Annotated in this window: 17 protein-coding genes and 1 pseudogene; 12 read left to right on the top strand and 6 right to left on the bottom strand. The window is 38.2% G+C overall.

Annotation, left to right across the window (positions count from 1 at the left end; genetic code table 11):
- Window positions 1-12: 12 nt before the first annotated feature.
- From ACFIMC_RS07060 to ACFIMC_RS07040, 5 genes are all read left to right on the top strand, one after another.
- On the top strand, window positions 13-924 hold the full coding sequence (locus ACFIMC_RS07060) for a F0F1 ATP synthase subunit gamma (RefSeq protein WP_375628700.1): 912 nt from the start codon (window positions 13-15) through the stop codon (window positions 922-924).
- Window positions 925-943: 19 nt separating this feature from the next.
- A complete protein-coding gene (gene atpD / locus ACFIMC_RS07055) occupies window positions 944-2569 on the top strand; it encodes a F0F1 ATP synthase subunit beta (protein ID WP_375633457.1) in 1626 nt (541 codons plus the stop codon).
- 108 nt (window positions 2570-2677) lie between these two features.
- Window positions 2678-3094 carry an ATP synthase F1 subunit epsilon gene (atpC, locus tag ACFIMC_RS07050; protein ID WP_375634404.1) on the top strand — a complete coding sequence of 139 codons (417 nt, stop codon included), beginning with the start codon at window positions 2678-2680 and terminating at the stop codon, window positions 3092-3094.
- Between the two features lie 23 nt (window positions 3095-3117).
- A complete protein-coding gene (locus tag ACFIMC_RS07045; RefSeq protein ID WP_375636507.1) occupies window positions 3118-4746 on the top strand; it encodes an MFS transporter in 1629 nt (542 codons plus the stop codon).
- A 29-nt stretch (window positions 4747-4775) separates the two neighbouring features.
- The gene (locus ACFIMC_RS07040) at window positions 4776-5783 is read left to right on the top strand and encodes an HlyD family secretion protein (RefSeq protein WP_375636506.1); all 1008 of its coding nucleotides are present in this window, start codon (window positions 4776-4778) and stop codon (window positions 5781-5783) included.
- Between the two features lie 472 nt (window positions 5784-6255).
- On the opposite strand, the gene ACFIMC_RS07035 is transcribed toward ACFIMC_RS07040, so the two are convergent.
- On the bottom strand, window positions 6256-6540 hold the full coding sequence (locus ACFIMC_RS07035) for a hypothetical protein (RefSeq protein WP_375636504.1): 285 nt from the start codon (window positions 6538-6540) through the stop codon (window positions 6256-6258).
- A gap of 851 nt (window positions 6541-7391) precedes the next feature.
- Between ACFIMC_RS07035 and ispG the strand changes: the two genes are divergently transcribed.
- The 3 genes from ispG to ACFIMC_RS07020 all read left to right on the top strand — a co-directional run bounded on the left by ispG (window position 7392) and on the right by ACFIMC_RS07020 (window position 11686).
- Complete coding sequence (gene ispG, locus ACFIMC_RS07030; protein ID WP_375633454.1) at window positions 7392-8633, top strand: flavodoxin-dependent (E)-4-hydroxy-3-methylbut-2-enyl-diphosphate synthase; 1242 nt, start codon at window positions 7392-7394, stop codon at window positions 8631-8633.
- A gap of 502 nt (window positions 8634-9135) precedes the next feature.
- A complete protein-coding gene (locus ACFIMC_RS07025) occupies window positions 9136-10287 on the top strand; it encodes an MFS transporter (RefSeq protein ID WP_375680759.1) in 1152 nt (383 codons plus the stop codon).
- Window positions 10288-11086: 799 nt separating this feature from the next.
- On the top strand, window positions 11087-11686 hold the full coding sequence (locus tag ACFIMC_RS07020) for a hypothetical protein (RefSeq protein WP_375680758.1): 600 nt from the start codon (window positions 11087-11089) through the stop codon (window positions 11684-11686).
- A gap of 1726 nt (window positions 11687-13412) precedes the next feature.
- Here the strand turns inward: ACFIMC_RS07020 and ACFIMC_RS07015 are convergent.
- Entirely contained in the window at window positions 13413-14315 is a 903-nt protein-coding gene (locus ACFIMC_RS07015) for a polyprenyl synthetase family protein (RefSeq protein ID WP_375671758.1), read from the bottom strand.
- Window positions 14316-14739: 424 nt separating this feature from the next.
- Here ACFIMC_RS07015 and rpmF point away from each other — a divergent pair, with 424 nt between their 5' ends.
- Window positions 14740-14919 (top strand): 50S ribosomal protein L32, encoded by a 180-nt coding sequence (rpmF, locus tag ACFIMC_RS07010; protein ID WP_005774555.1) that lies wholly within the window; start codon window positions 14740-14742, stop codon window positions 14917-14919.
- A gap of 1613 nt (window positions 14920-16532) precedes the next feature.
- Window positions 16533-17281 (top strand): annotated as a pseudogene (locus ACFIMC_RS07005) (tyrosine-type recombinase/integrase); the annotation flags it as partial.
- Between the two features lie 899 nt (window positions 17282-18180).
- On the opposite strand, the gene ACFIMC_RS07000 reads toward ACFIMC_RS07005, so the two are convergent.
- From ACFIMC_RS07000 to ACFIMC_RS06990, 3 genes are all read right to left on the bottom strand, one after another.
- Complete coding sequence (locus ACFIMC_RS07000; RefSeq protein WP_273790499.1) at window positions 18181-18765, bottom strand: CarD family transcriptional regulator; 585 nt, start codon at window positions 18763-18765, stop codon at window positions 18181-18183.
- A 303-nt stretch (window positions 18766-19068) separates the two neighbouring features.
- On the bottom strand, window positions 19069-19410 hold the full coding sequence (gene fdxA, locus ACFIMC_RS06995) for a ferredoxin FdxA (RefSeq protein WP_015856977.1): 342 nt from the start codon (window positions 19408-19410) through the stop codon (window positions 19069-19071).
- A gap of 21 nt (window positions 19411-19431) precedes the next feature.
- Window positions 19432-21012, bottom strand: coding sequence for a hypothetical protein (locus ACFIMC_RS06990; RefSeq protein ID WP_375671760.1), 1581 nt, complete (start codon window positions 21010-21012; stop codon window positions 19432-19434).
- 576 nt (window positions 21013-21588) lie between these two features.
- Between ACFIMC_RS06990 and ACFIMC_RS06985 the strand changes: the two genes are divergently transcribed.
- The gene (locus ACFIMC_RS06985) at window positions 21589-22500 is read left to right on the top strand and encodes an RNA polymerase factor sigma-32 (RefSeq protein WP_375668284.1); all 912 of its coding nucleotides are present in this window, start codon (window positions 21589-21591) and stop codon (window positions 22498-22500) included.
- Window positions 22501-22805: 305 nt separating this feature from the next.
- Here the strand turns inward: ACFIMC_RS06985 and ACFIMC_RS06980 are convergent, their stop codons facing one another.
- Window positions 22806-24383 carry a M48 family metalloprotease gene (locus tag ACFIMC_RS06980; protein WP_375634408.1) on the bottom strand — a complete coding sequence of 526 codons (1578 nt, stop codon included), beginning with the start codon at window positions 24381-24383 and terminating at the stop codon, window positions 22806-22808.
- A 147-nt stretch (window positions 24384-24530) separates the two neighbouring features.
- Here ACFIMC_RS06980 and ACFIMC_RS06975 point away from each other — a divergent pair, with 147 nt between their 5' ends.
- Complete coding sequence (locus tag ACFIMC_RS06975; RefSeq protein ID WP_375617849.1) at window positions 24531-25166, top strand: thiamine diphosphokinase; 636 nt, start codon at window positions 24531-24533, stop codon at window positions 25164-25166.
- Window positions 25167-25239: the final 73 nt, after the last annotated feature.

The following is a 25239-nucleotide window of genomic DNA, read 5'->3' as shown; positions in this document are numbered from 1 at the left end:
TGGAATGCTTGAATGGCTTCACTAAAAGATCTTAGAGACCGTATCGCTTCGGTTAAAGCAACACAAAAGATTACCAAAGCTATGCAAATGGTTGCAGCGGCAAGGTTGCATCGTGCTCAAGAGGCAGCGCAGTCTGCACGTCCTTATGCGAAGAGAATGGCTGATATTTTGACCAGTGTTGCTGCTGATGTAGATGGTGTTGATGCGCCTACTCTTATGCGTGGTACGGGGCGCGATGATGTACATCTTTTGGTGGTGTGTACTGCTGAGCGCGGTTTGTGTGGTGCTTTTAACGTGCAAATTGCTCGTCGTGCACGTGAACAGATTAAGGCATTGTTGGCGGCTGATAAAATAGTAAAAATTATCACTGTGGGTAAAAAAGGCGCGGATATTTTATCGCGTGATTACAAAGGCTTGATAATTGATCATATCGATTTGCATGCTGTAAAGCGAATTGGTTTTGCAGAGGCAGTGATGATTAGTCAACGGATTGTTGATTTATTCAATGAAGGTGCTTTTGATGTTTGTACGCTGTTTTATTCTGAATTTGTTTCCGTAATTAATCAGCGTCCAACAGCTTTGGATTTGATTCCAATGGTTGCTCCAAAAGCAGCTGTTGGGGCAATAGATATTGTGGAGCAAACCGATCATAACAAAGGTTCACAATCGATTGTTTATGAATATGAACCTGATGCTGCGTCTCTTTTAGAGGCTCTTGTACCACGTAATCTTTCGGTGCAAATCTTTCGGGCTTTGCTAGAAAATGTTGCTGGTGAAATGGGCGCCAAGATGACAGCTATGGATAATGCATCGCGCAATGCGGGTGAAATGATTAGTAAATTGACGGTGGCTTATAATCGTCAACGTCAAGCACAGATTACGACAGAATTGATCGAAATTATTGCGGGCGCTGAAGCGCTTTAAATGGAGAAGGTAAGGATTGATGGTAAAAGCAGTAACCTCAAGCAAAGGAACAGAAAAAGGTGAAAAAAAGAAACCAGCTGCTCGTTCCGGCGTGAAAAAAGCCGCTTCGAAATCTCAAGTGGATGTAAAGGCTTCCTCTGTACCTGCGCGTGATGCAGCTAAAGATACACCTGTAAAAAAAGATACATCCGCAAAAAAAGAAGAGCATGCAAAAGGCGCTGTTGGTGAAATCAAGCAGATTATTGGTGCTGTCGTTGATGTGCAATTTGAAGGTGAATTGCCAAATATTCTCAACGCTTTGGAAACAGAGAATTTAGGCAATCGCTTGGTATTAGAAGTTGCGCAGCATTTGGGTGAAAATACCGTGCGTACGATTGCTATGGATACGACTGATGGTTTGATGCGGGGCCAAAAGGTTGTGGATACAGGCACACAAATTAGCGTTCCTGTAGGAGAAGCAACGTTGGGACGTATTATGAATGTGATTGGGGAACCGGTGGATAATGTGGGACCAATCGCTTCAACCAAAACACGTTCTATTCACCAAGAGGCACCTGAATATGTTGAGCAATCGACTGTTTCGGAAATTCTCGTAACCGGTATTAAAGTCGTGGATTTGTTAGCCCCTTATTCTAAAGGGGGTAAAATTGGCTTGTTTGGTGGTGCTGGTGTTGGAAAAACCGTTCTCATTATGGAGCTTATAAACAATATTGCAAAGGCACATGGTGGCTATTCTGTATTTGCTGGTGTGGGAGAACGTACACGTGAAGGAAATGATCTTTATTATGAAATGATCGAAAGCCGCGTGAATGTGAATCCAAAAGAGAATAATGGTTCAACGGAAGGGTCAAAGTGTGCCCTTGTTTACGGGCAAATGAATGAACCACCAGGAGCGCGTGCGCGTGTGGCTCTTTCAGGATTGACAATTGCGGAAAGTTTCCGTGATGAAGGACAAGATGTTCTCTTCTTTGTGGATAATATTTTCCGTTTCACGCAAGCAGGAGCTGAGGTATCTGCTCTTTTAGGGCGTATTCCTTCTGCTGTTGGGTATCAGCCTACCTTGGCAACGGATATGGGGGCGTTGCAAGAACGTATTACCAGTACAAAAACAGGCTCTATTACTTCCGTTCAGGCAATTTATGTTCCGGCAGATGACTTGACGGATCCGGCGCCGGCAGCATCTTTTGCTCATTTGGATGCAACAACTGTTCTTTCGCGCTCTATTGCGGAAAAGGGGATTTATCCAGCGGTTGATCCGCTTGACTCTTTCTCGCGTATGTTGGATCCATTGATTGTGGGGGAAGAGCATTACACTGTTGCTTGTCAAGTGCAAACCATTTTACAACGTTATAGAGCGCTTCAGGATATTATTGCTATTCTTGGAATGGATGAACTTTCTGAAGATGACAAATTGCTGGTGGGGCGGGCGCGTAAAATTGAACGTTTCCTTTCGCAACCTTTCCATGTTGCGGAAGCCTTTACTGGTTCGCCGGGGAAACTCGTTCCTTTGGAAGATACAATCAAAGGCTTTAAGGGGCTTTGTGCTGGCGATTACGATGATTTGCCAGAAGCTGCTTTTTATATGGTTGGTTCGATTGATGAAGCACTTGAAAAAGGAAAGCGTCTCATGGCAGAGGCTTCTTAGTAAGAAGCTTCTTATTCAAGAGAAAACTGTCATGGGTATTTTTCGTTAAAAAGGACGAGTCGTTGGAGAAAACGGAGAGTCCTTATATCGGGTATTGTGGAGACTTTTGTGGAAAACAATAGAGAAGAGCATTTTTTATTTGAGCTTGTATCGCCTGAAAAAATTGTGTTTTCAGAGCAGGTAGTGTCTGTTGTTCTTCCTTCAGCCTCAGGTTATTTGACAGTTATGGCGCATCATGCGCCATTGTTAGCAAGTATTGTGTTGGGCAGTGTTCGTGTTCGCACCTCTTTGGGTGAAAAATTATTTGTTGTATGCGGGGGCGTTGCAAATATTACCTTTTCAGGTTGCTCTTTATTGGTAGAGCACGTTGTGGCTGTAGAGAATCTTTCTTTTGATGTATTAGAACAGCAGATTTTGCAGATTCAAGCGACGTTAGAAGGAGGGACAAGTGATGAGGACAATCATAAAATAGAGGCTTTTTTTCAGCAGTTGTCAGCTGATGGTGTTGTGTTGATAGAAGCGTAGCAGAGTATACAGGAAAAGATGACATGAGCGGAAAAAAGAGTACGGTTGTGTCTGCTAAAAGGAGTGCAAAACCTTTTCCTCATCCTGGTCGTGTCTTTGCGGGACCTTTGCCAAAGTGCTTTGTTTATATTTTTGCTTCTCTTATTTTGCAATGGGCTTATGGTTTAGGGGCTAATATTGTTCAGTCTAACATTGTCCATCTTACGGGTGATTTTCATGCAACTTTGGCCGAGACGACATGGCTGGTAGCGGCTTATATGGCGCCAAATGTGAGTGTAGCGATTATGTTGATCAAAATCCGCTATCAATTTGGGCTGCGCGCTTTTGCTGAACTGTCAATCCTTGGCTTTGTTTTGGTTTGTGTGTTGCAGCTCTTTGTTACGGATTTGCGTTCTGCGCTAATTATTCGCTTTTTTGCTGGGATTGCTGCTGCGCCTTTGGCTTCGCTTGCGCTGCTTTATATGATGGAGGCTTTTGCTCCAGCAAAGAAGTTTACTGTTGCTCTGAGTTTGAATTATATGAATGCAGCTTTAGCAGCACCTTTATCACGTTTGATTTCTCCTGATTTGCTGGAAAATGGTGGTTTTTCCAGCCTTTCCGCTCTGGAAATGGGGTTGGTTCTTATCAGCTTGGTCTGTATCTATACTTTACCTCTTACTCCTGTTGTGCGTAGTAAGGTTATTCAAAAATTAGATTGGATAAGCTATGGTTTGATTGCTCTTGGTCTTGGATTAAATGCTGTGATCATGTCTGTTGGTATATTGTATTGGTGGTATGAAGCGCCATGGATTGGTTGGGGGCTCGCACTTGCTATTTTCTCTTTGGCTGTTGCTATTATTATTGAGCTTAATAGAGAAAAACCGTTGATTGATCTCCGTTGGATTTTCAGTAAAGAAATGATACAATCTGTTTTTATTTTATTGATTTTTCATGTTTTTTTGTTGGAGCGATCCAATTTGCCCGTCGGTTTTTTTAATCTTTTTGGTTTGCTCAATCGTGAAATGGCGCCCATGTATCTTGCGGTGACATTAGGGATTCTGTTAGGGGGGGCTGTTTGTGTCTTTTTTTTACGGGCGGGGCGTGAAGATTATTTTTATTTGTTATCTTTGGGTTGTTTGGCACTTGGCGCTTATTTAGATAGTCGTGTCAATCATTTAACGCGTCCGCAAGATATGATGTTGAGCCAAGGATTGGTGAGTTTTAGTTATGCACTTTTTTTGCCTCCTGCTCTTTTCAAAGGGTTTGTGATTGCTGGTGAGCGAGGGCCGCGTTATGTTTTGAGTTTTATTGCTGTTTTTTTGCTAACGCAAGTGACAGGGGGATTGATGGGATCGGCTTTTTTTGGCACTCTACAGTTTTATTTTGCTCATAAGAACTTTGAGTCTTTAACACAAAATATTGTTGTGACGGATCCGCTTATTTCTGGTGAGATAAATACTTTATTTTCGCCTTCTTATGGTGCTTCTGTTCCCCATGGCTTTGGAAGTGAGCAGGCGACTTCTCTGTTGATAGAGAAATTTAAGTTAACAGCAAATATTTTTGCTTATGATGACGTTTTTCGGCTTTATTTTTATATTTCAATGGCTGTATTCGTTGTTTTTCTTGTTACAATGGTTGTTAAGTCATGCTCTTTGCGTGCGTTAGAAAAGTAGAGTGATGTTATAGAAGAGGGGTGCAAAAAATGATAAAAGCATTACGGTCAAAAGCTACGATTGTTGCATTCCTATCGGGCATTACGGGTGTTTTGCTAATTTTGTGGGCTTGGAGACTTCCTCCTTTTGTAAATAACATTCAAATAACGGATAATGCTTCCATTAAGGGTAATGTTACTCTGGTGAGTTCACAGATCTCTGGGGTGATTGCACGGATTTATGTGCAAGATTATCAACGTGTTGAAAAAGGAATGCTGCTCTTTGAGCTTGATGATTCTCTTTTTCGTCAGCAGTTTGCACGGGCACAGGCTGTTCTCGATTCAAAAAATGCAAAACTGGCAAGTATTGAATTGCAAGCTCAGATTTTACAGGGAGAAGTTAATGCTGCAGAAGCGGAATTAGCGCGTTCACGAGCATTCTCTAATGTTGTTTCTGATAGTAAAAAGTTAGGCTTTGGTGATGCGGCAGTTTCTGTTTCTCGCCCTCTTTCACAACTCTTGGCAGCCCTAGAAACAAAACGACAATTGCAAAAACAATTAAATCTTGAACGGCAAAGTTTACAGTCAGAAGTTTCGGGAGCGAAGGTGAGTGTTGAGTTGGCAAAACTTAATCTCGATCATACAAAGATTTTATCTCCTAGAACAGGCTATGTTGGATTGGTTGGCGCTAGGGTAGGGCAATATGTTATGCCGGGGACACAATTGGTCTCTGTTATTTCTGATGATATTTGGATTATTGCTAATTATAAGGAAACGCAACTTTCTCAGATGCGTGTGGGACAACCGGTTGTTTTTTCTGTTGATGCATTGAACAACAAAAAGTTAACAGGGCGTGTGGTTCGTTTTGCACCTGCTACAGGCTCAGAATTTTCATTGTTAAAAACGGATACGACAATTGGTAATTTTATCAAAATTGCGCAACGTATTTCAGTACGGATTGCTTTAGATCCTGGGCAGGAAGGGATTGAAAAACTCATTCCTGGCATGTCCGTGGTTACCTATGTAGATACTTCGCAGCGAGTCGATTCTGGAGGATGAAATTTTGGGTTTTTTCAGTTTAATTTTTGCGTCATTTACTTATAGCAAGTGGTTGTTTACGTTGGAAGATTTCGTTTGGTTTGCTATACTACATGTTTTAAAGCTCTTAGGCTTCTTATACTTTTATGTCATGATGTAAAATAATGTTCCTTAGAATATTAAAGCGCATGCATCTTTACTCACTTCCATTTCTTTTGAACTAACTCAGTAGGGGGATGGAGTATTGGAAGCTTTGCCTGTGGTTTTGCACAACACTGTCCTTTGAGGTGTGGTATCATCGCATGTTTGGAAGATGGGGGTAGGGGGATGCCAGATAAAAAACTGGATTATAGACTGCTCGGATGGGTGGGAAACTTATCCTGTTGGGAGAGGGCATAAAGTTAGGAGGAAGATGTAAAGTTTATATTTTGTAAACCATAAAAAATGCCCGCTTTGAGTCGGGCATTAAAAGGGAAGGTTATTGGTTGTGTTATTAATTTTTACGGATCAGCAAGAAGCTTACTAAAACGGCTCCTGCTGCTAATGCGAGGGTTTTTTTAGGATTTTCTTTCGCTTTTTTCTTTAATTCTGTAGCATGTTCGTTGAGGTGATAAAGTGCGTGACGGCCTTTTTGTTTCCATGTATTAAACAGCTCAGAAATGTTTTCAAAGCTATCATTTTGAAAACTCCAATGATTTACGGGGACCAGCTCTCTTTTTAATTGTGCTATACGTTTTTTAATTTTAGCATTTTTTCTATGGGGTGAAAATAGACACATTTATTGACTCCTTCATGTGTTAAATTGTTGTGTGACAGTTGGAATTGTGTTTGGGGTTTTGCTATAACGGCTTGAAAATTGAAAGGTTGCATTGATAATGCCGTGCGTGGGTGAGATGAGAGTTAAGAGTTTGGGTTTAATGAGGCATTTCTTAATGTACTCGAGTTCATTTCGTGATGGTGTTTGTTAAGGATGTAAGGTAAAAATTTTTACAAAATGGTGTAAGATTCATTCATAAAAATGGTGGGCGATGTCTTCATTTTTTTGTTTGTTTAAAGTGTTGGGATAGCTTTTGGCACTTGAAATAGTTTATAAGGAGTTTTTATCTACCTATTCTCTTGTGGCTGTAGGGAGTGGTATTGATTGATTCAATTAAGAAGATTTAAAATGAGGAAATCTTATGATATTTGGGTTTTCCATTCAAATTTGTAAAAAATAGATTATTATAAATCAATATATTGGATTAATTTGGCGATGTCTTTCATGCATTTTTAAAAATGGCGCTTTGATGGGTGTTATTTGTTGTGTTGTAAAACACTGTTTTGTGATGACATTGATGTCAGGTATCGGCATGCAACTTAAAAATACAGTATTGTCTCTGTTTTGTTTCAGTTTCTTTTTGAAGCAACCAAGTGTAGAAGTATAAACTTGAACAGAAGTAGTAGAACTTATCCGGTACGTCTATAGAATGAATACACCTATGAGTTGTATTGCATCAGTGTTAGTAGGTCGAACCTTTTGAGAGCAATCTGTTAAGATTGGTGGGCGGTGTAATTTTCGTCCTTTGAAGCGCGGAGGAAATCAATGTAAATAATGATTGATAGCGCAGGTTTTAAAAATTTGAGGACTTGATGAGTACGACCTATTTTTTATCTAAACCACTTGAGCGTCGTCGATCTGTTGGTGTTGCTGTTGGTGATGTGATCATTGGGGGGCAGAGCCCGATAGTTGTACAGTCGATGACCAATACAGATACCGCTGATGTTGATGCAACTGTTTCTCAAGTAGCTGCTCTTTGGCAAGCTGGCTCACAATTGGTTCGAATTACTGTTGATCGCGATGAAGCGGCGGCGGCTGTACCAAAAATACGGGAGCGATTGGAGAGGTTAGGATTTTTTGTACCATTGGTTGGGGATTTTCATTATATTGGTCATAAGCTTTTATCTGAGCATCCTGCGTGTGCTGAAGCGCTTGCAAAATATCGCATCAATCCTGGAAATGTTGGTTTTGGCGCAAAAAAAGATCGTCAATTTGCAGAAATTATTGAGATTGCTTGTCGGTATCATAAACCTATTCGCATTGGCGTGAATTGGGGCTCTCTTGATAATGCGTTGTTAACACGGCTTATGAATGAAAATGCACAGCAAGAAAATCCTTTATCGGTTGCTGAAGTGATGCGGGAAACTGTTGTGCAGTCGGCTTTGCTTTCGGCTACTTTAGCAGAAGAGTTAGGGTTGGGGCGTGATAAAATTATTCTTTCTGCTAAAGTGAGTGATGTCCAAGATCTTATTGCTGTTTATACCACCTTGGCGGCGCGTTGTGATTATGCTCTTCATTTGGGGTTAACGGAAGCTGGGATGGGAACAAAGGGCATTGTTGCTTCTTCGGTGGCTTTGGGTATTTTATTACAGCAAGGGATTGGCGATACGATACGAATTTCCTTAACACCAAAACCTGGTGGTGATCGGACACGAGAAGTAAAGGTGGGGCAAGAACTTTTGCAAGTGATGGGTTTTCGGCAATTTTTGCCTGTTGTTGCGGCTTGTCCTGGTTGTGGGCGCACAACCTCAACGGTCTTTCAACAATTGGCGCAAAAAATTGAAGCAGATTTATACAAAAATATGCCTGTTTGGCGTAAAAAATACCCTGGCGTTGAAAGTTTGAAGGTTGCTGTGATGGGATGTATCGTCAATGGACCGGGGGAATCAAAGCATGCGGATATTGGAATATCTTTGCCTGGAGTGGGGGAAAGTCCTGCGGCACCTGTTTTTATTGAGGGACAAAAGGTAAAAACTTTGCGGGGTGATCACATTGCTGAAGAATTTGAAGCACTTTTGAGTGATTATATTCATACACGCTTTGGGCAAGGTTGAGGTAAAAATCGCATAAGGTTGAAGTAAAAATGGTGTGTCGTTTTTTTTAACAAGCTGTCTTCAATGTGAAGATGGCGCTGTTGTATGCTGCTGCTTTAGCTATGGTCAATACTGTTGTTGGTTGCTTATTATTTTAGGTAAAACCAGATGATATGCCTGTTTTAGAATCAGAAGCTTATGAAAGATATTAATGAGTTTGAGTGTGTTAAGACTATTAAGCAAAACGATATGAATACTTTAATAGATCCGTAAATGTTGTTGCTGGTTTTTTTGCTGCTCTTGAGACAGTAAAATATTTAACGGATTCTTCAAATATCAAATTATAGAAAGAACATTGTTTATTGATTTTTCAGGCATTTTCCCAGCATTTTTTGGGGTATCAAATTGATAGGATTGGAAATCCTTATAGCGATTATAGTCCTATTTGTCGTAAAATGTAAGCTTTTATATTGATATAAAATGATGTATACGGGTGCCTTTTTTGGCGTTATTGGGGGAGTGCATGACAAGTATATTAGCGTTTGGCTTTTTATTTAACGGTATAAGGATTTTAACTGGCGCCTTTATTGTCTTTTATATGCTTGAAAAAGGCTTAACGCTTATTGATATAGGTGTCATTAAGTCGTTTCAGGCTTTTATTATGATGGTTACCGATATTCCTCTGGGATATTTTGCTGATCGAAAAAGTTATAAAATATCGATCGTTTTGCCAGCGGCTTTTGCTGCCACATGGCTCTTTCTCATGGGATTTTCTACAAGCTTTTATGGTTTTCTTTTGGCAGAAACTTTTAATGCCTTATCGCTGACATTAATTGCTGGAGCCTATAATGCTTTACTTGTTCAATATGCAAAAGAAAAATTGACATCCACTAAAAAAGTGCTTGGTTCCAGCTCTCAATATAATTACATCGGCATGTTTATATTCAGTTTGATCGGTGCTTATTTTGCTGATTATTCTAGCCAATATATATGGTATATCGCGGCGTTTTTAATGTTTATGACGACACTATTTGGTTTGTTTTTTCTTGATGACTTGAAGGGGGAGAAAAAACCAAATAAAGCGAATTCTCTCATTTGTGAAGCTAAGGAGATATTGTCTATTTTTATTAAAGTTCCTTATATCTCTTTATGCTTTTATTTTTCATTGATCTTTTTCAATATATTCTCGCAGTATTGGCAGTGGATATTTAAAGATTATGATATTAATGTCACTTATTTTGATCTTGGTGTGACATTTTCACTGATATTGTTCTCTCAGCTCTTGGCTAGTTTTCTCTTTACAAAACTAAGTGAAAGAGTGAATTTTATTTTACTACTGTTTCTTTCGGCTTCACTGATTTTTACCGTTGCTTTCTTTGAACCAAGAAAAGAAATGGCTGTCATTTTAGTTTGTATGATTTTTTATCTCATTAAGTATACATATCTTCGTGTAGAAGTTGTTTTGCATGATAGTATTAGTGATCATTTCAGGGCTACATATGAATCTTTCTTGTCAACCGTTGGGAGATTTAGCTTATTGGTATTTTTTTACATGAGTGCGTATATGGTCAATATATTTGGCTTTTTCTCACTCGTTTATATTTTTGCTATTTATTTATTGATTTACTTGTTGGCAGTACTTTTTTTAGAAGGAACTCTCAAAAAAGTTCAGTGAAAATATTAACTTATTACGATACGTGTTTTATATGGTTTCATAGTGGGGCAAAGCTTTGATTTATTAAGGCGCATCGTTGTTTTTGCATGTTGAATGAGAAAGCTGAATAGTGTCAGTTATTCTTATTTAGAATCTATGTATGTTGAAGCAATCAAAGTCATCTGCTTGTACGTTATAAGTGGGCTTGGCATAATAATCATTAAAATGGCATAACAATCATTACAAAAGAAATAAAAATGCTGCTCATGAATATTACACAAAGGGTTGCTGACAAGATTGGACGCTGATAAAGAACATGATTGTGCCGGATTATATACTTATTAAGGAATGGTGATGGAGCAGTTTTCTCATTTTCATTGGTTCCTTACTGGTAACACTTTATCTCATTAGAGCTAATTTAAGCAGTCGGACAATTTATAGCCTGTTCAAATAGGCTTTCCTCATGACTGATTTTATTGTTGATATATTTAACGCGTTTTATTGCTGTTTTCTTTAAAATATCAATTATCTTGTTGAGATAATTTTTTACGTTGTACATTCTCATTTTTGAGTATTTTCTCTTTGATTGTGGCGTTAGCTCTGTATTTTCTGATGTTAGAAAATTTCTGATCCAGATAATAAACTTATCTATGGAAACTTTGAATGACATCCCCCCTCTTTGAGAGGGAATAAAACCAAGTACAGAAATATTGTTGAGTACAATTTGCTACAAATAAGCCACAAGAAACCATCACATATTGATATATTTGATAGGAATCTGTTAAGCCGTACAAATTATGGTTATTATAAAGGTAAAGCGATGAAATCGTTATCCATAACGTGTGTTGTAACATTTATAACTCTTTTTTCTGTATTGGTATTGTTGGGATGTACGCGTGTAGATAGTTTAGAGCAGTACAATAAACTTTACGAAGAATATATAAGTGAAAAATACGAGGCTTTTGAACATTTTCAAAAGCAGGAACAAGCAAGAAATTTCGTCTATAGCCGTGGTTATCAAAATATAGCGCCCAAATTTGATATTATATGGCATCGACACATACTTATTGTTTTATGTGGACGCTTTGTTAATTTATTACGCAGTGATTATAATGAGGAGATGTCATGGGCAATGCTACCCAATGTCATAAGCAGTTTGCGTTATGACTATAATTGGAGAGAAAGCGATTTTATCTGGGCTTATAATATGTCTATGAATTCTACCGACCCCATGATTGATTATGCGAAAAAATTTCTTAATTCTTCAAGTGGAAATGGTATTAGCCCAACAACACAAATTATTGACCTTGTGTCTAGTATGAGAGCTGGTCATGATGACAATACTAAACAAATAGCGCGTTTTTGCATAGAGCTAAACACGATATATGACATGATGAAACCAAGAAGAATTTACAAATGACATTGAATGGATAATGAGAAAAATTCTCTCGAAGGGTATTAAATGGCTATAATACTCTTGATAATTGCGGCATTTTCTTGGCCATGTTGCTTGTTTTTTTTATTATGGCTTCAAAAGGTGGCCATATTTTCCAGCGTTGGCAACAGGCATAGGTTCACTTACAATGATGCTTTTCATCTTAATAAGAAAATTGCACTTAAAGGAGGAAATTTGCACTTGGATTGAAAAAACGACTTATCACAAATTAGATTGCGCTATTATATATAATAATAAGGACTTTTTTATCTTTCTGTTGCAAAGATCATTCTCTGTTTAATCTTATCAATTCTCTTTTTGTGTGATGAATTGAATAAACGAGATAAAGAGCGTGATGAATTAAAGTTGTACAGTGATCATGATTATTATTAAATTGAAGTTATTACACACTTTTGTAAATAAAAATGTTTCTGCTTTTGAAGGAGCATGCCGACACAATCATTCACTTTGCTAGCCCCTAATGTTGCGACAGCCCTTGGCTTTTAAGACGGTTCATAAGAGGCATTTTTTTAGTCTTTTCTTTGATGTTTTGCCCTACGCGGCTCTCTCTGTTTTTGAGGTGCAAGCAAGTGATTTTGATTGATTCAATATACACAGATTTGAAATGAGAGAATCTTACGGTATTCAGGGTTCTTATTCAAGTTGAACAACCGCAAATTATCATTATAAATCAATGTATTATATCTTTCCAGTTTAAGAGAAGAGAGATCGGTAATAATACTGCTTTGGTCTTTCGTTCTATTGAAATTAGTGGTTTTATTTATCCTGTTATGCTATAATATACTGTCATTTGAGGGGTGGTGAAGGTATCCTGTTTGATACATTAAGTATTTTAAGAAGTACATGGTGAATATTCTTAAGTCTTGCTTATCGCGTCTTTAGTTTAAGTGAATCGCATGTGTGGAAAGCGAGAGAAACCTACTCGGTAGGACACTAGACTGTTTACAGAGCAGATTGTATTAAAAGACTTTGTTCTTTGAGGGTGGCATAAAAATCAAAATAGCCATTATGTTCATTTTTTTCTGATATTTTAAATACGAGCTTCAAAAAAATAATGCTTAAACTAAACAACGAGCATTTTTGTAAAAGTGTTTTTAGAGAGCAAGCAATACACGACTGAATTTACAGAATGTAACCATATTTGATCTTTTACAACAAGATAGCGTGGAAAGGCATAAAAATTACGACTCTTTACTGAGGGCAGTGTACTCCTAGGGTTGGCAATAAACAACAGATGACTTTGATAAGGCTACAAAGCCAATCGGCATTTTTATTGTTTTTTGCGGGTTTATAAAATGCCTTGTTGTATACTTATTCTGTTTATTTTTGCCTTATCGTTAGAAGATTAAAGACATAAAGGAGAAAACGAGTTTTCCTCTTTCCGGTTGTTTTTTATTCGGCTTTAAAGCATCCACTGTAATATCTTTTAAAACATGGTGATTACGCATTTTCACATTTTGTTTCTTTTAGTCTTTAATGGAAGGCATTTTTCATGCAAAATAGGATACCCAGAATGCATTTGTGTTATAAATTCACGCGGCTTGTTTTAATGAAATTCCTCTCAAGATTTGTCGTACCCATTTCATGATAAGGACTATAATGGAGATTAATAGTAACTTTTCTTGGAAAAGTCTATTATGCATTCAATAAATATGACGGTGTACACTATGTACAATAGGGTGGATGAAGTTTAATTTTGGCGTATTGCACTAAAGTGTGCTGCTTGTTGGAGGGGGAGTGCTTTAGCGCCAAAAGGATGTAAGAATGCTTCTGCTTTACTGATGAGTATATCTCGCTTTTTTTGGGTTTCTTTAATGCCGTAAAGATGAACAAAAGTGGCTTTTTGTGCCGTTTCATCTTTCCCAGCCGTTTTTCCTAGGGTTTGCGTGTTGGCGGTGACATCAAGAAGGTCATCGGTTAATTGAAAGGCTAAACCAAGATAGGTACCAAAATCAGTAAGCTTTTCGGTTAATTCTTTAGATGCATTGCCAATGATGGCACCTGCTTGGCAAGCAAAGCTTATCAGGGCTGCTGTTTTCATGTGTTGTAGAGTGATGATGTCAGTACTTTCTTGCGGTCTTTTTTCAGCTTCAAGGTCCAGCATTTGTCCACCTAACATACCGCCAAGTCCTGCCGATTGTGCAAGAGACGTGATCAGCTTGATTCTAATATCTGTAGATAGATTACTAGCTTTATCGGCAATGATTTCAAAGGCAAATGTTAAGAGGGCATTGCCTGCTAGAATTGCTGTTGCTTCATCAAATGCTACATGGACAGTGGGTTTTCCACGCCGGAGTATATCGTTATCCATAGCGGGAAGATCATCATGAATGAGCGAATAACAATGGATACATTCTAAGGCACATGCAACATCAAGAGAATGTTCTACAGGGACGTCAAAAAGTGCAGCACTTTGAATTACAAGAAAAGGACGCAAGCGTTTTCCACCGTTCAGCACACCATAGCGCATGGCTTTGATTAAGTTTTTAGGGCGTGAAATTTCACCATTTTGGATTTGATCACTTAACAGGGTATCAAGCCGTTTTTCAACGGTGTCTCTATGTTTTGCAAGAAGGGTGGTAAATTCGTGCATTCTTGCTTCCTTTGTTTTTACAAAAATGAAATTATGAAGTTTAAAGAGAAAGGTTGTCGCTTTTTCTTGTTTTCATAAATTGGCGTCGTTTTTTATTAAAAATCAACTTCTCTTTTTATCCGTATCTCTACTGTATGCGCAAATCCCTTTTTAAACCAAATAAAAATTGAATGAAGGGCTTATAAAAAAGCTTTCATTGGTGTATAAAATTCTTAAATTTTGCAGTGTTTTTGATATTCATTTGATTATTGTGACACCATTTTTGATAACAGGAAGGTCATTTTTGGTAAGAGGAGGATCATTTTGACATTGCCTCTTCTTTTTTATCAGTGTATAATATCCTCAAATTTTATGGTGTTTTAAATGAAGCATTGTCATTTTTGACATTGCTTTTTCTGTTTTAATGGATTTGGAGTGTCTTTTTATGGCTGTACCTAAACGAAAAACCTCTCCAGCGAAGAGGGGCATGCGCCGTTCGGCTGATGCTCTGAAGGCGCCGACTTATATCGAAGATAAAAATTCTGGTGAATTACGTCGTCCTCATCACATTGATTTGAAAACGGGAATGTATCGTGGGCGTTCCGTTTTAGTGGTTAAAGACTGAGCGTTTTCTTTCTTTTCCAGTGGTGAACTTCTTTTATTTCGTCGATCAATGCACGCTTGGGGCGTGCATTTTCGCTTTAAGATCAATGTTGGGGTTCCCTTGCGTCGCCCTCTATTGATATAGAAAAGGGAATGTATCGTGGGCGTTCCGTTTTAGTGGTTAAAACTTTAGCGTTTTCTTTCTTTTCCAGAGGTGAACTTCTTTTATTGCATCGATCAATGCACGCTTGGGGCGTGCATTTTCGCTTTAAGATGAATGTTGAGGTTCTCTTGCATCGTCTTCTATCGATGTGGAACAGGGAATGTATCGTGGACGTTCTGTTTTAGTGGTTAAAACTTTAGCGTTTTCTTTCTTTTCTAGTGGTGAACTTCTTTTGTTTCATTAATGAATGCATTGGGTAAGATGCGTTTTTCACTTTTTCTTGAGAACATGTGTGGGATAAAGTTGTGCTGTAGAGAAATGATTCTATTGTGGGAGATGATTTTCTTGTTTTCTTGAGAGGCTATAAAGGGCTACTTGTATCAGTGTCTTTTATGATGACTTCGTTAAGAGCTTGGGTATTGATATAAGTTAGCTCAGTAATAGAATCATTTTGTATCGCACTTAATCTTTATTGACTATAGAGAGAATCCTATTAGACCGTAAAATATCATCGTTTAAGGCGGTTGATCTATGTAAGGATTTAAGCATATCGGTGTTTTCCGGTGTTTTTTATGAGAATATTTAAGGCAATGGTTTGTCTATAGGCTTATATTGTGACATGTGATTCTCCTTAAAAAAAATAGAGATCGACATCACATTGATTTATAAAGATCATTTGTTGTTTTGCGCCTTGAATGGAAGGTCTATCGTAGGATTTTCTCATTTCAAATTTTTCCCTATGTTGAATCAATGATAATCACTTGCTTTTCGGTCACAAGTGGGGCTGGCATGTGGGTGAAAACTCTATAAAAAAGGAAAAATGTTTATAATGAATATTTTCAAATGTAAGAATTGTTGTAACATTGGGGTTAAGTGTATGCTGATGCCAGCGCGCTTTCTTATGAGCAGAAAAGAGAAAACCGTTACAAGACAGAAGGTGTACACATTCAATAATCTTTAGTACTTTTTATGATAAAAGTGCATGAGACTTTTCTATGAATATCACGCTGTATTTTCATGTTTTTGAACTAAGAATTGTCTATATATTTTTCTTATTTTTGTGAATATAAGGGATTTGTTGCGAACAGCTTGTAAAAATAAGTAAACTTAAAACCAGATATGTTATGTGTGGGGGTGAGCAAAGTATTTTATCAAAGCCGGTACGATTCTCCAGTTCATAGCTGGTTTATGAATGATTTTATAGTGTTGCTTACCTAAGTTTATGATTTTTTTTGTTATCTGTTCATCACTAGACAACATATTGATTTATATATATAATTCATTGTTTTTCATATTGAATTAGAACCCCGAATAACGTAAGATTCACTCATTTCAAATCTCTCTATCTAGAATCAATCCAAACCACTCGTTTGCACGTCACAAGTGGGATGAGTGTGTGGATAAAATTTGTATAAGAAAGAACTAAAAATGGTTCTTATGAAGAGTCTTAAGAGCCAAGGGTTGTCACAACATTGGGGGCTAGCAAATATAATGATGGTGCCGGCTTGCTTCTTCACAAACGTAAAGATGGTGGTGCTCAATGGCTTTATCGTTATACCATTCATGGTCGGCGCCGTGAAATGGGCTTGGGTGCCTTGCGAGATGTTTTTTTTTAAACAAGCCCGTGAATTGGCAACTGGGTGGTGGGCTGTTTTACGTGAGGGGCGTGATCCCATTAAAGAACGTGAGAAACAAAAGCGTGAGGCAATGCGCAATCTCCATTATTTAAAAGATATCGTGTTGGATGCTTTTGAAAGCCGTAAAGCTGAATTAAAAAATGATGGTGAGGCTTGTGATTGGTTTTCACCCTTACACCTTTATATTCTCCCCAAATTAGGCTGTCTGCCTGTTTCAGAGATTACGCAAACAGAGATACGCAATACCCTTGCCTCTATTTGGCATGCAAAAGCTGGAACAGCTCAGACAGCACTGAAGCGTCTTAATCTTTGTCTTAAACATGCGGTTGCATTGGGTGTGGATGTTGATTTACAAGCAGTGCAAAAGTACGCGCGCTCTTAGGCAAACAACGTCATAAAACCACTCATAGACCAGCAATGGATTGGAGAGATGTTTTTGCCTTTTATCAGTTACTCTGTAAAACATAACATAACTGGCTTTGCGTTTGCTTGTCCTGATAGGCGTTCGTACTAATCCTTTGCGTCATATTCGTGAAGATCAGATTGAAGATGATAACTGGACAATTCCTGCTGAGAATATCCAATCTTTAGCAGTCTGTTTGAAACAGAGATTAAGACTTTTAAGAGTTCTATGAATCATTCTAGATTTTTTGTGTTCGATTGGAGTAAGAATATTGCGTATATCTCCTCTGAAATAAGAAACCTCATTTGGGAAAAATATGAAATTGGAAGGGCAATGCCAACGTTCATTTTTATTGTGATTTTTTAAGTTAGTTTTACAGCTTTCAAAAGTATTTGGAATGCCTTTTACAGAATGGAGATGATGGTTTTAGTTCATGCTTTTTTTATCGCGTTCTTTAATGGGGAATGCTTCTCATGCAAAATAGAGCGCCCAAGACAAAATATCTTATGTTGTACCGTCACGCATTTTTTTTAAAGCAATATTTTTCAATATTTGTGGCATCCATTTTATGACGGTGTTTTTGAATGTTACAATGGTTTTGTAGAAGGGGATAAATGGTAAAGTTTCGGTGTAGTGTATAAACGGCACTATGATCTTTACGATTAAATAAAAAAGCAAGCCCCGCCCTTACACATCTTGCCAGATTCCAATGTTGGTATATCCTTTGGTGCTTGAGACAGTGTCTCGCTCTTTTTGTACAGTTTTTACCCACAGATCAGCTCCGCTTGTGATTGACAAGCAAGTGATTTGATTAATTCAACATGAGAGAAATTTGAAATGAGAAATCTTACCATATTCAAGATTCTAATTTAATATGAATAATGCTAGATTATGATGATTAATCAGTTTGTTATCTATGAAGAAAGAAAATAAGGAGGAGGAATTTGTCGAAAAGTTAGATTGTTTATAGATTGGCGCTGGTTAAGAAACTTTGTCCTTAAGGGTAGAGAGGATGTTAAAAAATAAAACCAGCTTTTCGCTGGTTTTATCGAAATATCATCATTATGATGAAAGAGTGTATTATGCAGCGTAGACAGCTTTACTGTTTTCATCTGTTTCTTCTCTCTCAGTTTTAAACTCGCGTTCCGGCTTGTTGGAGAGATGCATCTCTATGAGATTGATAGCTTCTGTTTCAGAAAGACTATTAATAACCGCAATTTCGCGGGCCATTCTTTCAAGAGCAGCTGTATAAAGTTGGCGCTCAGAGTAAGATTGTTCAGGCTGTAGATTAGAGCGGAAAAGATCACGGACTACTTCGGCGATACAAATAAGATCTCCTGAGTTGATTTTAGCATCATATTCTTGTGCACGACGTGACCACATGGTCCGTTTAACGCGTGCTTTTCCGCGTAAAACTTTTAAGGCACGTTCGACAGAATCACTAGCAGATAATTTACGCATTCCAACGGAAAGGGCTTTTGCAATGGGGACTTTGACATCCATCTTATCTTTCGCGAAATGAATGACAAAAAGTTTTAATTTATGTCCTGCAACTTCTTGATCTTCAATCGCTATAATTTGTCCTACTCCATGCGTAGGGTAGACGATATATTCAGAGGTTGCAAATTCTTTGGTCTTGGAAGACGTTCCATGTTGGGATGCCATATTTTAGTTTACTCCCTTATGATCAACAAATGTATCGGAAAACAGGTTATAAACCTGAGGGTTGAGTTTTCTTTAACCAAGTATATTGTACCAATTAAGTGAGCATAAAAGCCGAGTACTTTTAAATCAAAAAAAAATACACCGCTTTACTATAACAAGCAAAGAAAAATACTTAGAAAGATGATCATGTTAAAATAACACTAACATCAAAATTTAAAAGAATCAATCATTTCGCTTAAGGATTTTTTATTTTTACAAGAGAAGTCTTTCAATCGTTGAAGGAGGAGAGTGTACACTTTATCATTACTCTTCGCCACTTCCTGGATTTTCTGAAAAATACTTTTCTAATTTATTTGGAACACCATCCATTTCTTTTGCTTGAGGAAGAGGATCTTTTTTGGTGGTTAGATTAGGCCATTTGTTTGCATAATGAAGATTGAGTTCTAACCACTTTTCTAATCCTGGTTCTGTATCAGGTAAAATCGCTTCTGCTGGGCATTCTGGCACGCAAACACCACAATCGATGCATTCATCGGGGTGAATAACAAGCATATTTTCCCCTTCATAAAAACAATCAACTGGGCAGACTTCAACGCAATCCGTATATTTGCAGTGAATGCAGTTGTCGGTTACTACGTGGGTCAAGATCAAACTCCATTTGTTACTTTAATTCTCTTTAGAGGAAAGTGTGTGCGTGTTTTTATGATTGGTGAGTTGATCGCGTAGTACAGCTAGTTTCGCAAAAGGTGAATCAGGATTAAGGCGCTTTTCTTTTTGAAAGGGCTTATGATTTGCATGTTTCCCTTGGGATTTGTGGAACTTATGAGAGCGTTTTGCTTGTGATGGTGCTTCTTGAGGGGAATTTTCATTTTTGTATTCCGCTTTTTTTACAGCGTTCTTCGATTTATTTTGCCACTTATTTCCTAATTTATCACGTTTTTTTTGTGCATGGTGGGGAAATTGATGCTTATAATGCCATAACAAAATAACTTTATCTTCTTCTGTAGAGCGAGGGGATTTGGCAAAATTCCCAACAGGTTCAGCTGTTGGTAAACGATTGGTTTTATGGAGATGTTTTTCAATACCAGAGGATGAAGTGTTTGGGAATGAGGTATTTTTTTCTTCTCGTGTTGTTTCTAAATCGCTTACTGTTTGCCATTGACTTCCAACGCATTCTGCTGCAGGAACATCTTGCATTGCCCTATTGACAGGGGAAGAGGCTTGGTGTGCAAAGAGATTTTGTTCAAAAACAGTATTGCTTATGCTGTACGATTGATAACCAAGTCCTTTGAGGATTTCTTCCATATCGTTTCCATTGGCCCCAAGAATGGACATCATGGCTGGTGTAACAAAAAAACTTTTGCCATCATAGGCTCCATCGGGTTTAGGATCACTTCCTTGTTTCCAATGAAGTGCGGGACGGATGAGATTGGCAAGACGTTCTAAAATATCAATCCGTACAGCACGTTGTCCTAAGATTCGGTAGCCGGCTAATTGATAAAATTGGCGGTTATAGGTAGGGTCAACAATTAAAGAGGTTCGACCAGCAGATAATGCTGAAAAAACTTCACCCAAACCAGTTTGATCTTGTCCCGCATTTTGAAGATTCCACAGGAGAGTAATGGCTTGAACCGGAGCAGGTTTAAGCATTCCGGCAACATAGATATGAAAAGCGCCAAAACGCACGCCTAGACGCCGAAGAACGGCACGTGATTCTTGCGCAAGGTTTTTGACAATGTCTAAGACTTCGCGGCGTGGTAAAATCCCTAAAGAGTTAAAAAGTTGTAAAGCAAGACTGTTTGTTGAATCCGTTAAATTATCAGCATTGCGCAAATCAAACAGGGGTTTTAAAGTCGTTTCAAAATGAAAGGTGACAAAGCGTTCTAATCGTTTCACAACGTTATTGCGGGATTCTCCCGTGAGTTGTTCATCTGCTAAAACAATCAGTTTTGGTTTAAAAAAATCTTCTGTTGCTACAAGTTGTCCTACGGGTTGACCAATCCAGCGCACAATTCCATCAGAACTGAGGGTAAAATCTCCATTTGCAGAAGCACAAAAACGTGTCGCGCGTTTGGAAAAAGCAAGAATCAAATTCTCATTCTCTGTTGAAATTTGCTTCTCAGCTATTTGATCGGTACTGTTTTTGTTGGCATAAAAACGAAAACCTTCAAATTTACCCCTTCCGTGTTTTTCAATGAGAATATCATCTTGAAGAATCTCATTCTGTTGAACAATCTTGCTATCCATGATCATTTTCTTTCTCAGTGTGACACTGGTCAAAAGCTTTTTGCGACAATTTCATAATGGTGCTCTTTCTTTAACACGTTTGTTGCGTTTGCTTCAATCACTCTTGTCATTTTTTGCTGTTTCTTTGCGCCTTTAAAACTTGAATGATTCTTTTTTCATTCAGTTTTCATTCAGTTTGGATGCTTTATATTTGCAAATTACACTTATTAGTTGTATTGTAAAGCTAAAAGCATAAATAAATTCTTCAATTTAAAAGGAAACGGAACCGGTTATCAAAAAACGGCATTTCTTTTGCATGATCACTTTATTTTTTTGCTGTTTTGTCATGAAAAGTGAAGAGAAAGTTTTTTCAAATATTTCATAGGCTAAAAGGCATATTGTAAAGGCATTTTGCAGGTGAAATTGTGTCTTATGTCAAGAAGTTTTACCATGACAGTAAAAAAAACAATTGCGATTATAAAATTACACGTTAAAGTAGTGGTCACAGAAGTTAACAACTTTTGCGTTCTTTTTAAGCGAAGAACAATGATGTCGTTGCCAAATCAATTTTGATAATTTTAATCGCAAGGGGTTATTATGGGTAATCTTTCAAATGCTGTTTATAAAAGCAGCAAAAATTATAGCGATGCAGACAAAAGCTTAGGACGTAATATGATGCGTTCTGCTATGCAAGCACCTTATCTTGAACGACAAAAAGAGCATGATTTGGCTCTGCGGTGGAAAGACAAACGTGATGATGATGCCATGCATCAAATTGCAGCGGCTCATATGCGTTTAGTGATTGCTATTGCTAATCGCTTTAAACGTTTCAAAATGCCATTGGGGGATTTGGTACAAGAAGGGTATGTGGGACTATTGGAAGCAGCTGCACGTTTTGAACCTGATCGGGAAGTGCGTTTTTCAACATATGCAACGTGGTGGATACGCGCTTCTATTCAAGATTATATTTTGCGAAATTGGTCAATCGTTCGAGGGGGAACGAGTTCTTCGCAAAAAGCACTTTTCTTTAATCTTCGGCGTTTGCGTGCAAAACTGATACAAGATGATAGTGCTTTGTCAAAACAGGATATTTTTCGCACAATCGCTGAAAAACTCGGTGTTTCCGTGCGCGATGTTGAAACGATGGATTTTCGTTTTTCCAGTTCTGATAATTCCTTGAGTGTTTCTGTTTCTGAGAACAGTGATAATCCCATTGCTAAGATGGATGTTTTGGTGGATGAGAGTCCTCTTCCTGATGCTTTAATTGAGCAAGTCATTGATGGTCAACGGCGTACACAATGGCTTTACGATGCGTTGCAAATTCTCAACGAACGGGAGTTGGAAATTATTCGCTTTCGTCGCTTAAATGAAGAGGGGGCGACTCTCGAAGTTTTAGGTGAAAAGTTAGGAATCTCGAAAGAGCGCGTGCGTCAAATTGAAGCTAGGGCTTTGCAAAAATTGCGTTCTGCTCTCCTTACGATTCATTCAGAAGATGCTTACGATATATAAGCAGTGAAAGGCTTTTTGGGGGGAAGAGAATATATTAAGTGGGGGCATATGAGAATATGATAAAGTCAGTTTTAGGGGATGTTCATATTTGTTTAGGAATATGCCTCCTTGGGAGCGCTACTGATAAACAGAGGAAGATAGGGGGCTGTTAGTTGGAGGAAATATATATATATCAAACGGAGGACTATAAAGGCATGATGAAGTTGGATTTTAAAGTGTTCCTCTTTATTTTCGAATATGCTTTAAGGGGGAGGGCGTGATACAGGCAGAAAAGAATCAAAACTGTAACGGATGAGAAGAAAGGCTTATTCTGTAATAATTTTCACTTTTGTACCTGCGGGTAAAGTTTGCGTTGGTGAGAGGGCGTTGAGGATGCGAAAGAGTTTTTCTTTATATGGTGTGTATTGCATTTTATCTGCAAGATTGGCAACGGTTTCTCCTTGTTTAACACGGACAACACGGATTTTTAAGGGCTGCAATTTTTTTAACTGTGAAGATGAAAGAGAATGAAAGCTTTGTAGCGTTTTTTGGGCAACCTCTGCAAAATTTCGAGAATTATGTGGAGCGGCCGTCAAAAAACGAAAGATGTGGTTGTTGAATGGAATGACAACCACATCAAATTGCCATTGATCATTGGTAGCATGGGCCCTTGCTCCAAGTAAATTTTGGCTTTGGGATTCTTGACGCATAAATTCTTGATTGGGGAGCCCTTGAATTGTGATGGGGCGGATAGATGATTGGTCTAGACCGATAATCCAGCCACTTTTCAAATAATCACTCGCAGATATTTCAGCAGGATGTGGAATAGCGTCAAAACGAATCGCAATTTTATCTGGTCCACTGGCCCAAACAGTATGTGCTGAATGTTCTATTGTAAAATTGTTTGGAACAGAAAAAGCTATGCGCAATTGTGGGTGAATAAATTGGTTGCCTCGTACAAAACCTGTATAAAAGCCTCCTCCAAAAATTATGCCATCAATGCTTTTGAGAAAAGAATCGTGATCAGATATTTTACTATTCCCTTTACTGATTTTACCCGCTTTTTTTATCGCAAGCCGAATGCGTTGAGGGGTAGTTGGGTGAGAGGCTAGAAAATCTAGAGAGGCATTTTGGGAGCCAGAGATATTACGAAAAGCACTATAGGCTTCCATTGTTTGAAGAAAGCGTGGTGAAGCAAAAGGATCATATCCTGATTGTTGGAGCATTTCGAGCGCAATGGAATCAGCTTCCAGCTCTTGATTGCGGGAAAATTGCGCGAGTTGTTGCTTGTTTTGCATAGGGTTATGAAGTTTTTTGCCAATAGAAGAAAGAAGACGTGAAGACATGTGATTTGTCATCTTTAATTGGGCTTCTTTTTGCAGGCGTAAAATGCCATGATTGGCTCTGATATGTGCTATCTCATGGGCTAAAATGGCTGCAACTTCTGAAGAATCATTGGCTAATGCCAGCATACCACGAGTGATGTAGATCGAGCCGTTGGGGAGCGCAAAAGCGTTGATAGTTTCTGAGTTTAAAATTGTTACAGAATAGCTTTGATGAGAACTATGTGATGCAACTGCCAGTTTACGGACAATCTTTGCTAAAAGGTGTTCAAGTTTTGCATCATGATAAGCGCCACCATACATTTGCAAAATACGTGGGTGTTGCAGAGCGCTTAATGTGACATAGATATTGTGGTTGTTGGTACGTTTGATCGTTTTAGAAGAAGTGGAAGAAAACCTATCATTTTGAGAAAAGGGTGTATGACAAGCTGAAAGGAGAAACGTTAAACTTATGAAAGTTGCTTTATACAGGCAAGAGCGAAAAAGAAAATTGCGGTGAAAAATGGGGTGCGTTGGACCATGGTGCACATTATTTCTGCGGAGTAATTTGGCAAATTGCATTTGTATCTTTATATCGTATGTTTCTTTAAGAAAGGCATTAGGGATAAGGATTCGTTTGGCTATATCACGCTTTTTGTTTATAAAAAATGACTCTCACTTATAAAAAGATGCACTGTAAAGAAAATTTTGTGAAAGGCAAAGTATGGCATGACAACATTTACGATATTATTAAATGGGGATGTTCATATCACTGATCGTTTGCTTAATCAAATTCAAAACAGTCGGGTAATTGCTGCTGATGGTGGTATGCGTCATGCGGCAGCGCTTAATGTGACGCCTGAGTTGTGGTTAGGGGACTTTGATTCATCAGATGAGAACTTAATACGTCAATATAGTCATGTTCCGCGTGAAGTTTTTCCCTCTGATAAAGATATGACAGATAGTGCTCTGGCATGTGAAAGAGCGTTGCAAAATGGCGCTAAAAAGCTTATTTTGTGCGGTGCTTTGGGAGGGGAGCGAAGTGATCATAGCCTTTCTCATATGACGCAAGCGTTGATGATGGCTGAAAGGGGTATTTCAGTGTTGTTGACAAGCGGTTTGGAAGAAGGTTGGCCGGTTTTGTCAAAACCTTGTTCGTATGATTTGCCTAAGGGATGTTTGTTTAGTATTATCGGTTTTTCTGATTTAAAAGGTTTAACTCTTAAAGGGGTAAAATGGCCAGTTTGTGACAAAAATGTGTCATTTGGCTCTTCTTTAACACTTTCTAACCGTATTTGTGGAACCTTTTCTTGCCATTTAGGTTCTGGAAAAGCTATATTGTTAGCGTCTGTGCCTATTCCATAAAGCTCTTCCAATATATTTTGAATAAGGCAGGGGGAGGACTAGTGATTATAAGTGCCGACATAAACAATATATT

It is taken from the genome of Bartonella sp. AP21QHHD (assembly GCF_042196205.1).
Classification (GTDB): domain Bacteria; phylum Pseudomonadota; class Alphaproteobacteria; order Rhizobiales; family Rhizobiaceae; genus Bartonella.
This window is presented reverse-complemented; position numbering and strand designations above follow the sequence as displayed.

What these genes read in the sequence shown, in the direction of transcription:
- ACFIMC_RS07060 (WP_375628700.1), top strand. Translation starts at nt 13, where the DNA reads ATGGCTTCACTAAAAGATCTTAGAGACCGTATCGCTTCGGTTAAAGCA.
- atpD (WP_375633457.1), top strand. Translation starts at nt 944, where the DNA reads ATGGTAAAAGCAGTAACCTCAAGCAAAGGAACAGAAAAAGGTGAAAAA.
- ACFIMC_RS07045 (WP_375636507.1), top strand. Translation starts at nt 3,118, where the DNA reads ATGAGCGGAAAAAAGAGTACGGTTGTGTCTGCTAAAAGGAGTGCAAAA.
- ACFIMC_RS07040 (WP_375636506.1), top strand. Translation starts at nt 4,776, where the DNA reads ATGATAAAAGCATTACGGTCAAAAGCTACGATTGTTGCATTCCTATCG.
- ACFIMC_RS07035 (WP_375636504.1), bottom strand. Translation starts at nt 6,540, where the DNA reads ATGTGTCTATTTTCACCCCATAGAAAAAATGCTAAAATTAAAAAACGT.
- ispG (WP_375633454.1), top strand. Translation starts at nt 7,392, where the DNA reads ATGAGTACGACCTATTTTTTATCTAAACCACTTGAGCGTCGTCGATCT.
- ACFIMC_RS07025 (WP_375680759.1), top strand. Translation starts at nt 9,136, where the DNA reads ATGACAAGTATATTAGCGTTTGGCTTTTTATTTAACGGTATAAGGATT.
- ACFIMC_RS07020 (WP_375680758.1), top strand. Translation starts at nt 11,087, where the DNA reads ATGAAATCGTTATCCATAACGTGTGTTGTAACATTTATAACTCTTTTT.
- ACFIMC_RS07015 (WP_375671758.1), bottom strand. Translation starts at nt 14,315, where the DNA reads ATGCACGAATTTACCACCCTTCTTGCAAAACATAGAGACACCGTTGAA.
- rpmF (WP_005774555.1), top strand. Translation starts at nt 14,740, where the DNA reads ATGGCTGTACCTAAACGAAAAACCTCTCCAGCGAAGAGGGGCATGCGC.
- ACFIMC_RS07000 (WP_273790499.1), bottom strand. Translation starts at nt 18,765, where the DNA reads ATGGCATCCCAACATGGAACGTCTTCCAAGACCAAAGAATTTGCAACC.
- ACFIMC_RS06990 (WP_375671760.1), bottom strand. Translation starts at nt 21,012, where the DNA reads ATGGATAGCAAGATTGTTCAACAGAATGAGATTCTTCAAGATGATATT.
- ACFIMC_RS06985 (WP_375668284.1), top strand. Translation starts at nt 21,589, where the DNA reads ATGGGTAATCTTTCAAATGCTGTTTATAAAAGCAGCAAAAATTATAGC.
- ACFIMC_RS06980 (WP_375634408.1), bottom strand. Translation starts at nt 24,383, where the DNA reads ATGCAATTTGCCAAATTACTCCGCAGAAATAATGTGCACCATGGTCCA.
- ACFIMC_RS06975 (WP_375617849.1), top strand. Translation starts at nt 24,531, where the DNA reads ATGACAACATTTACGATATTATTAAATGGGGATGTTCATATCACTGAT.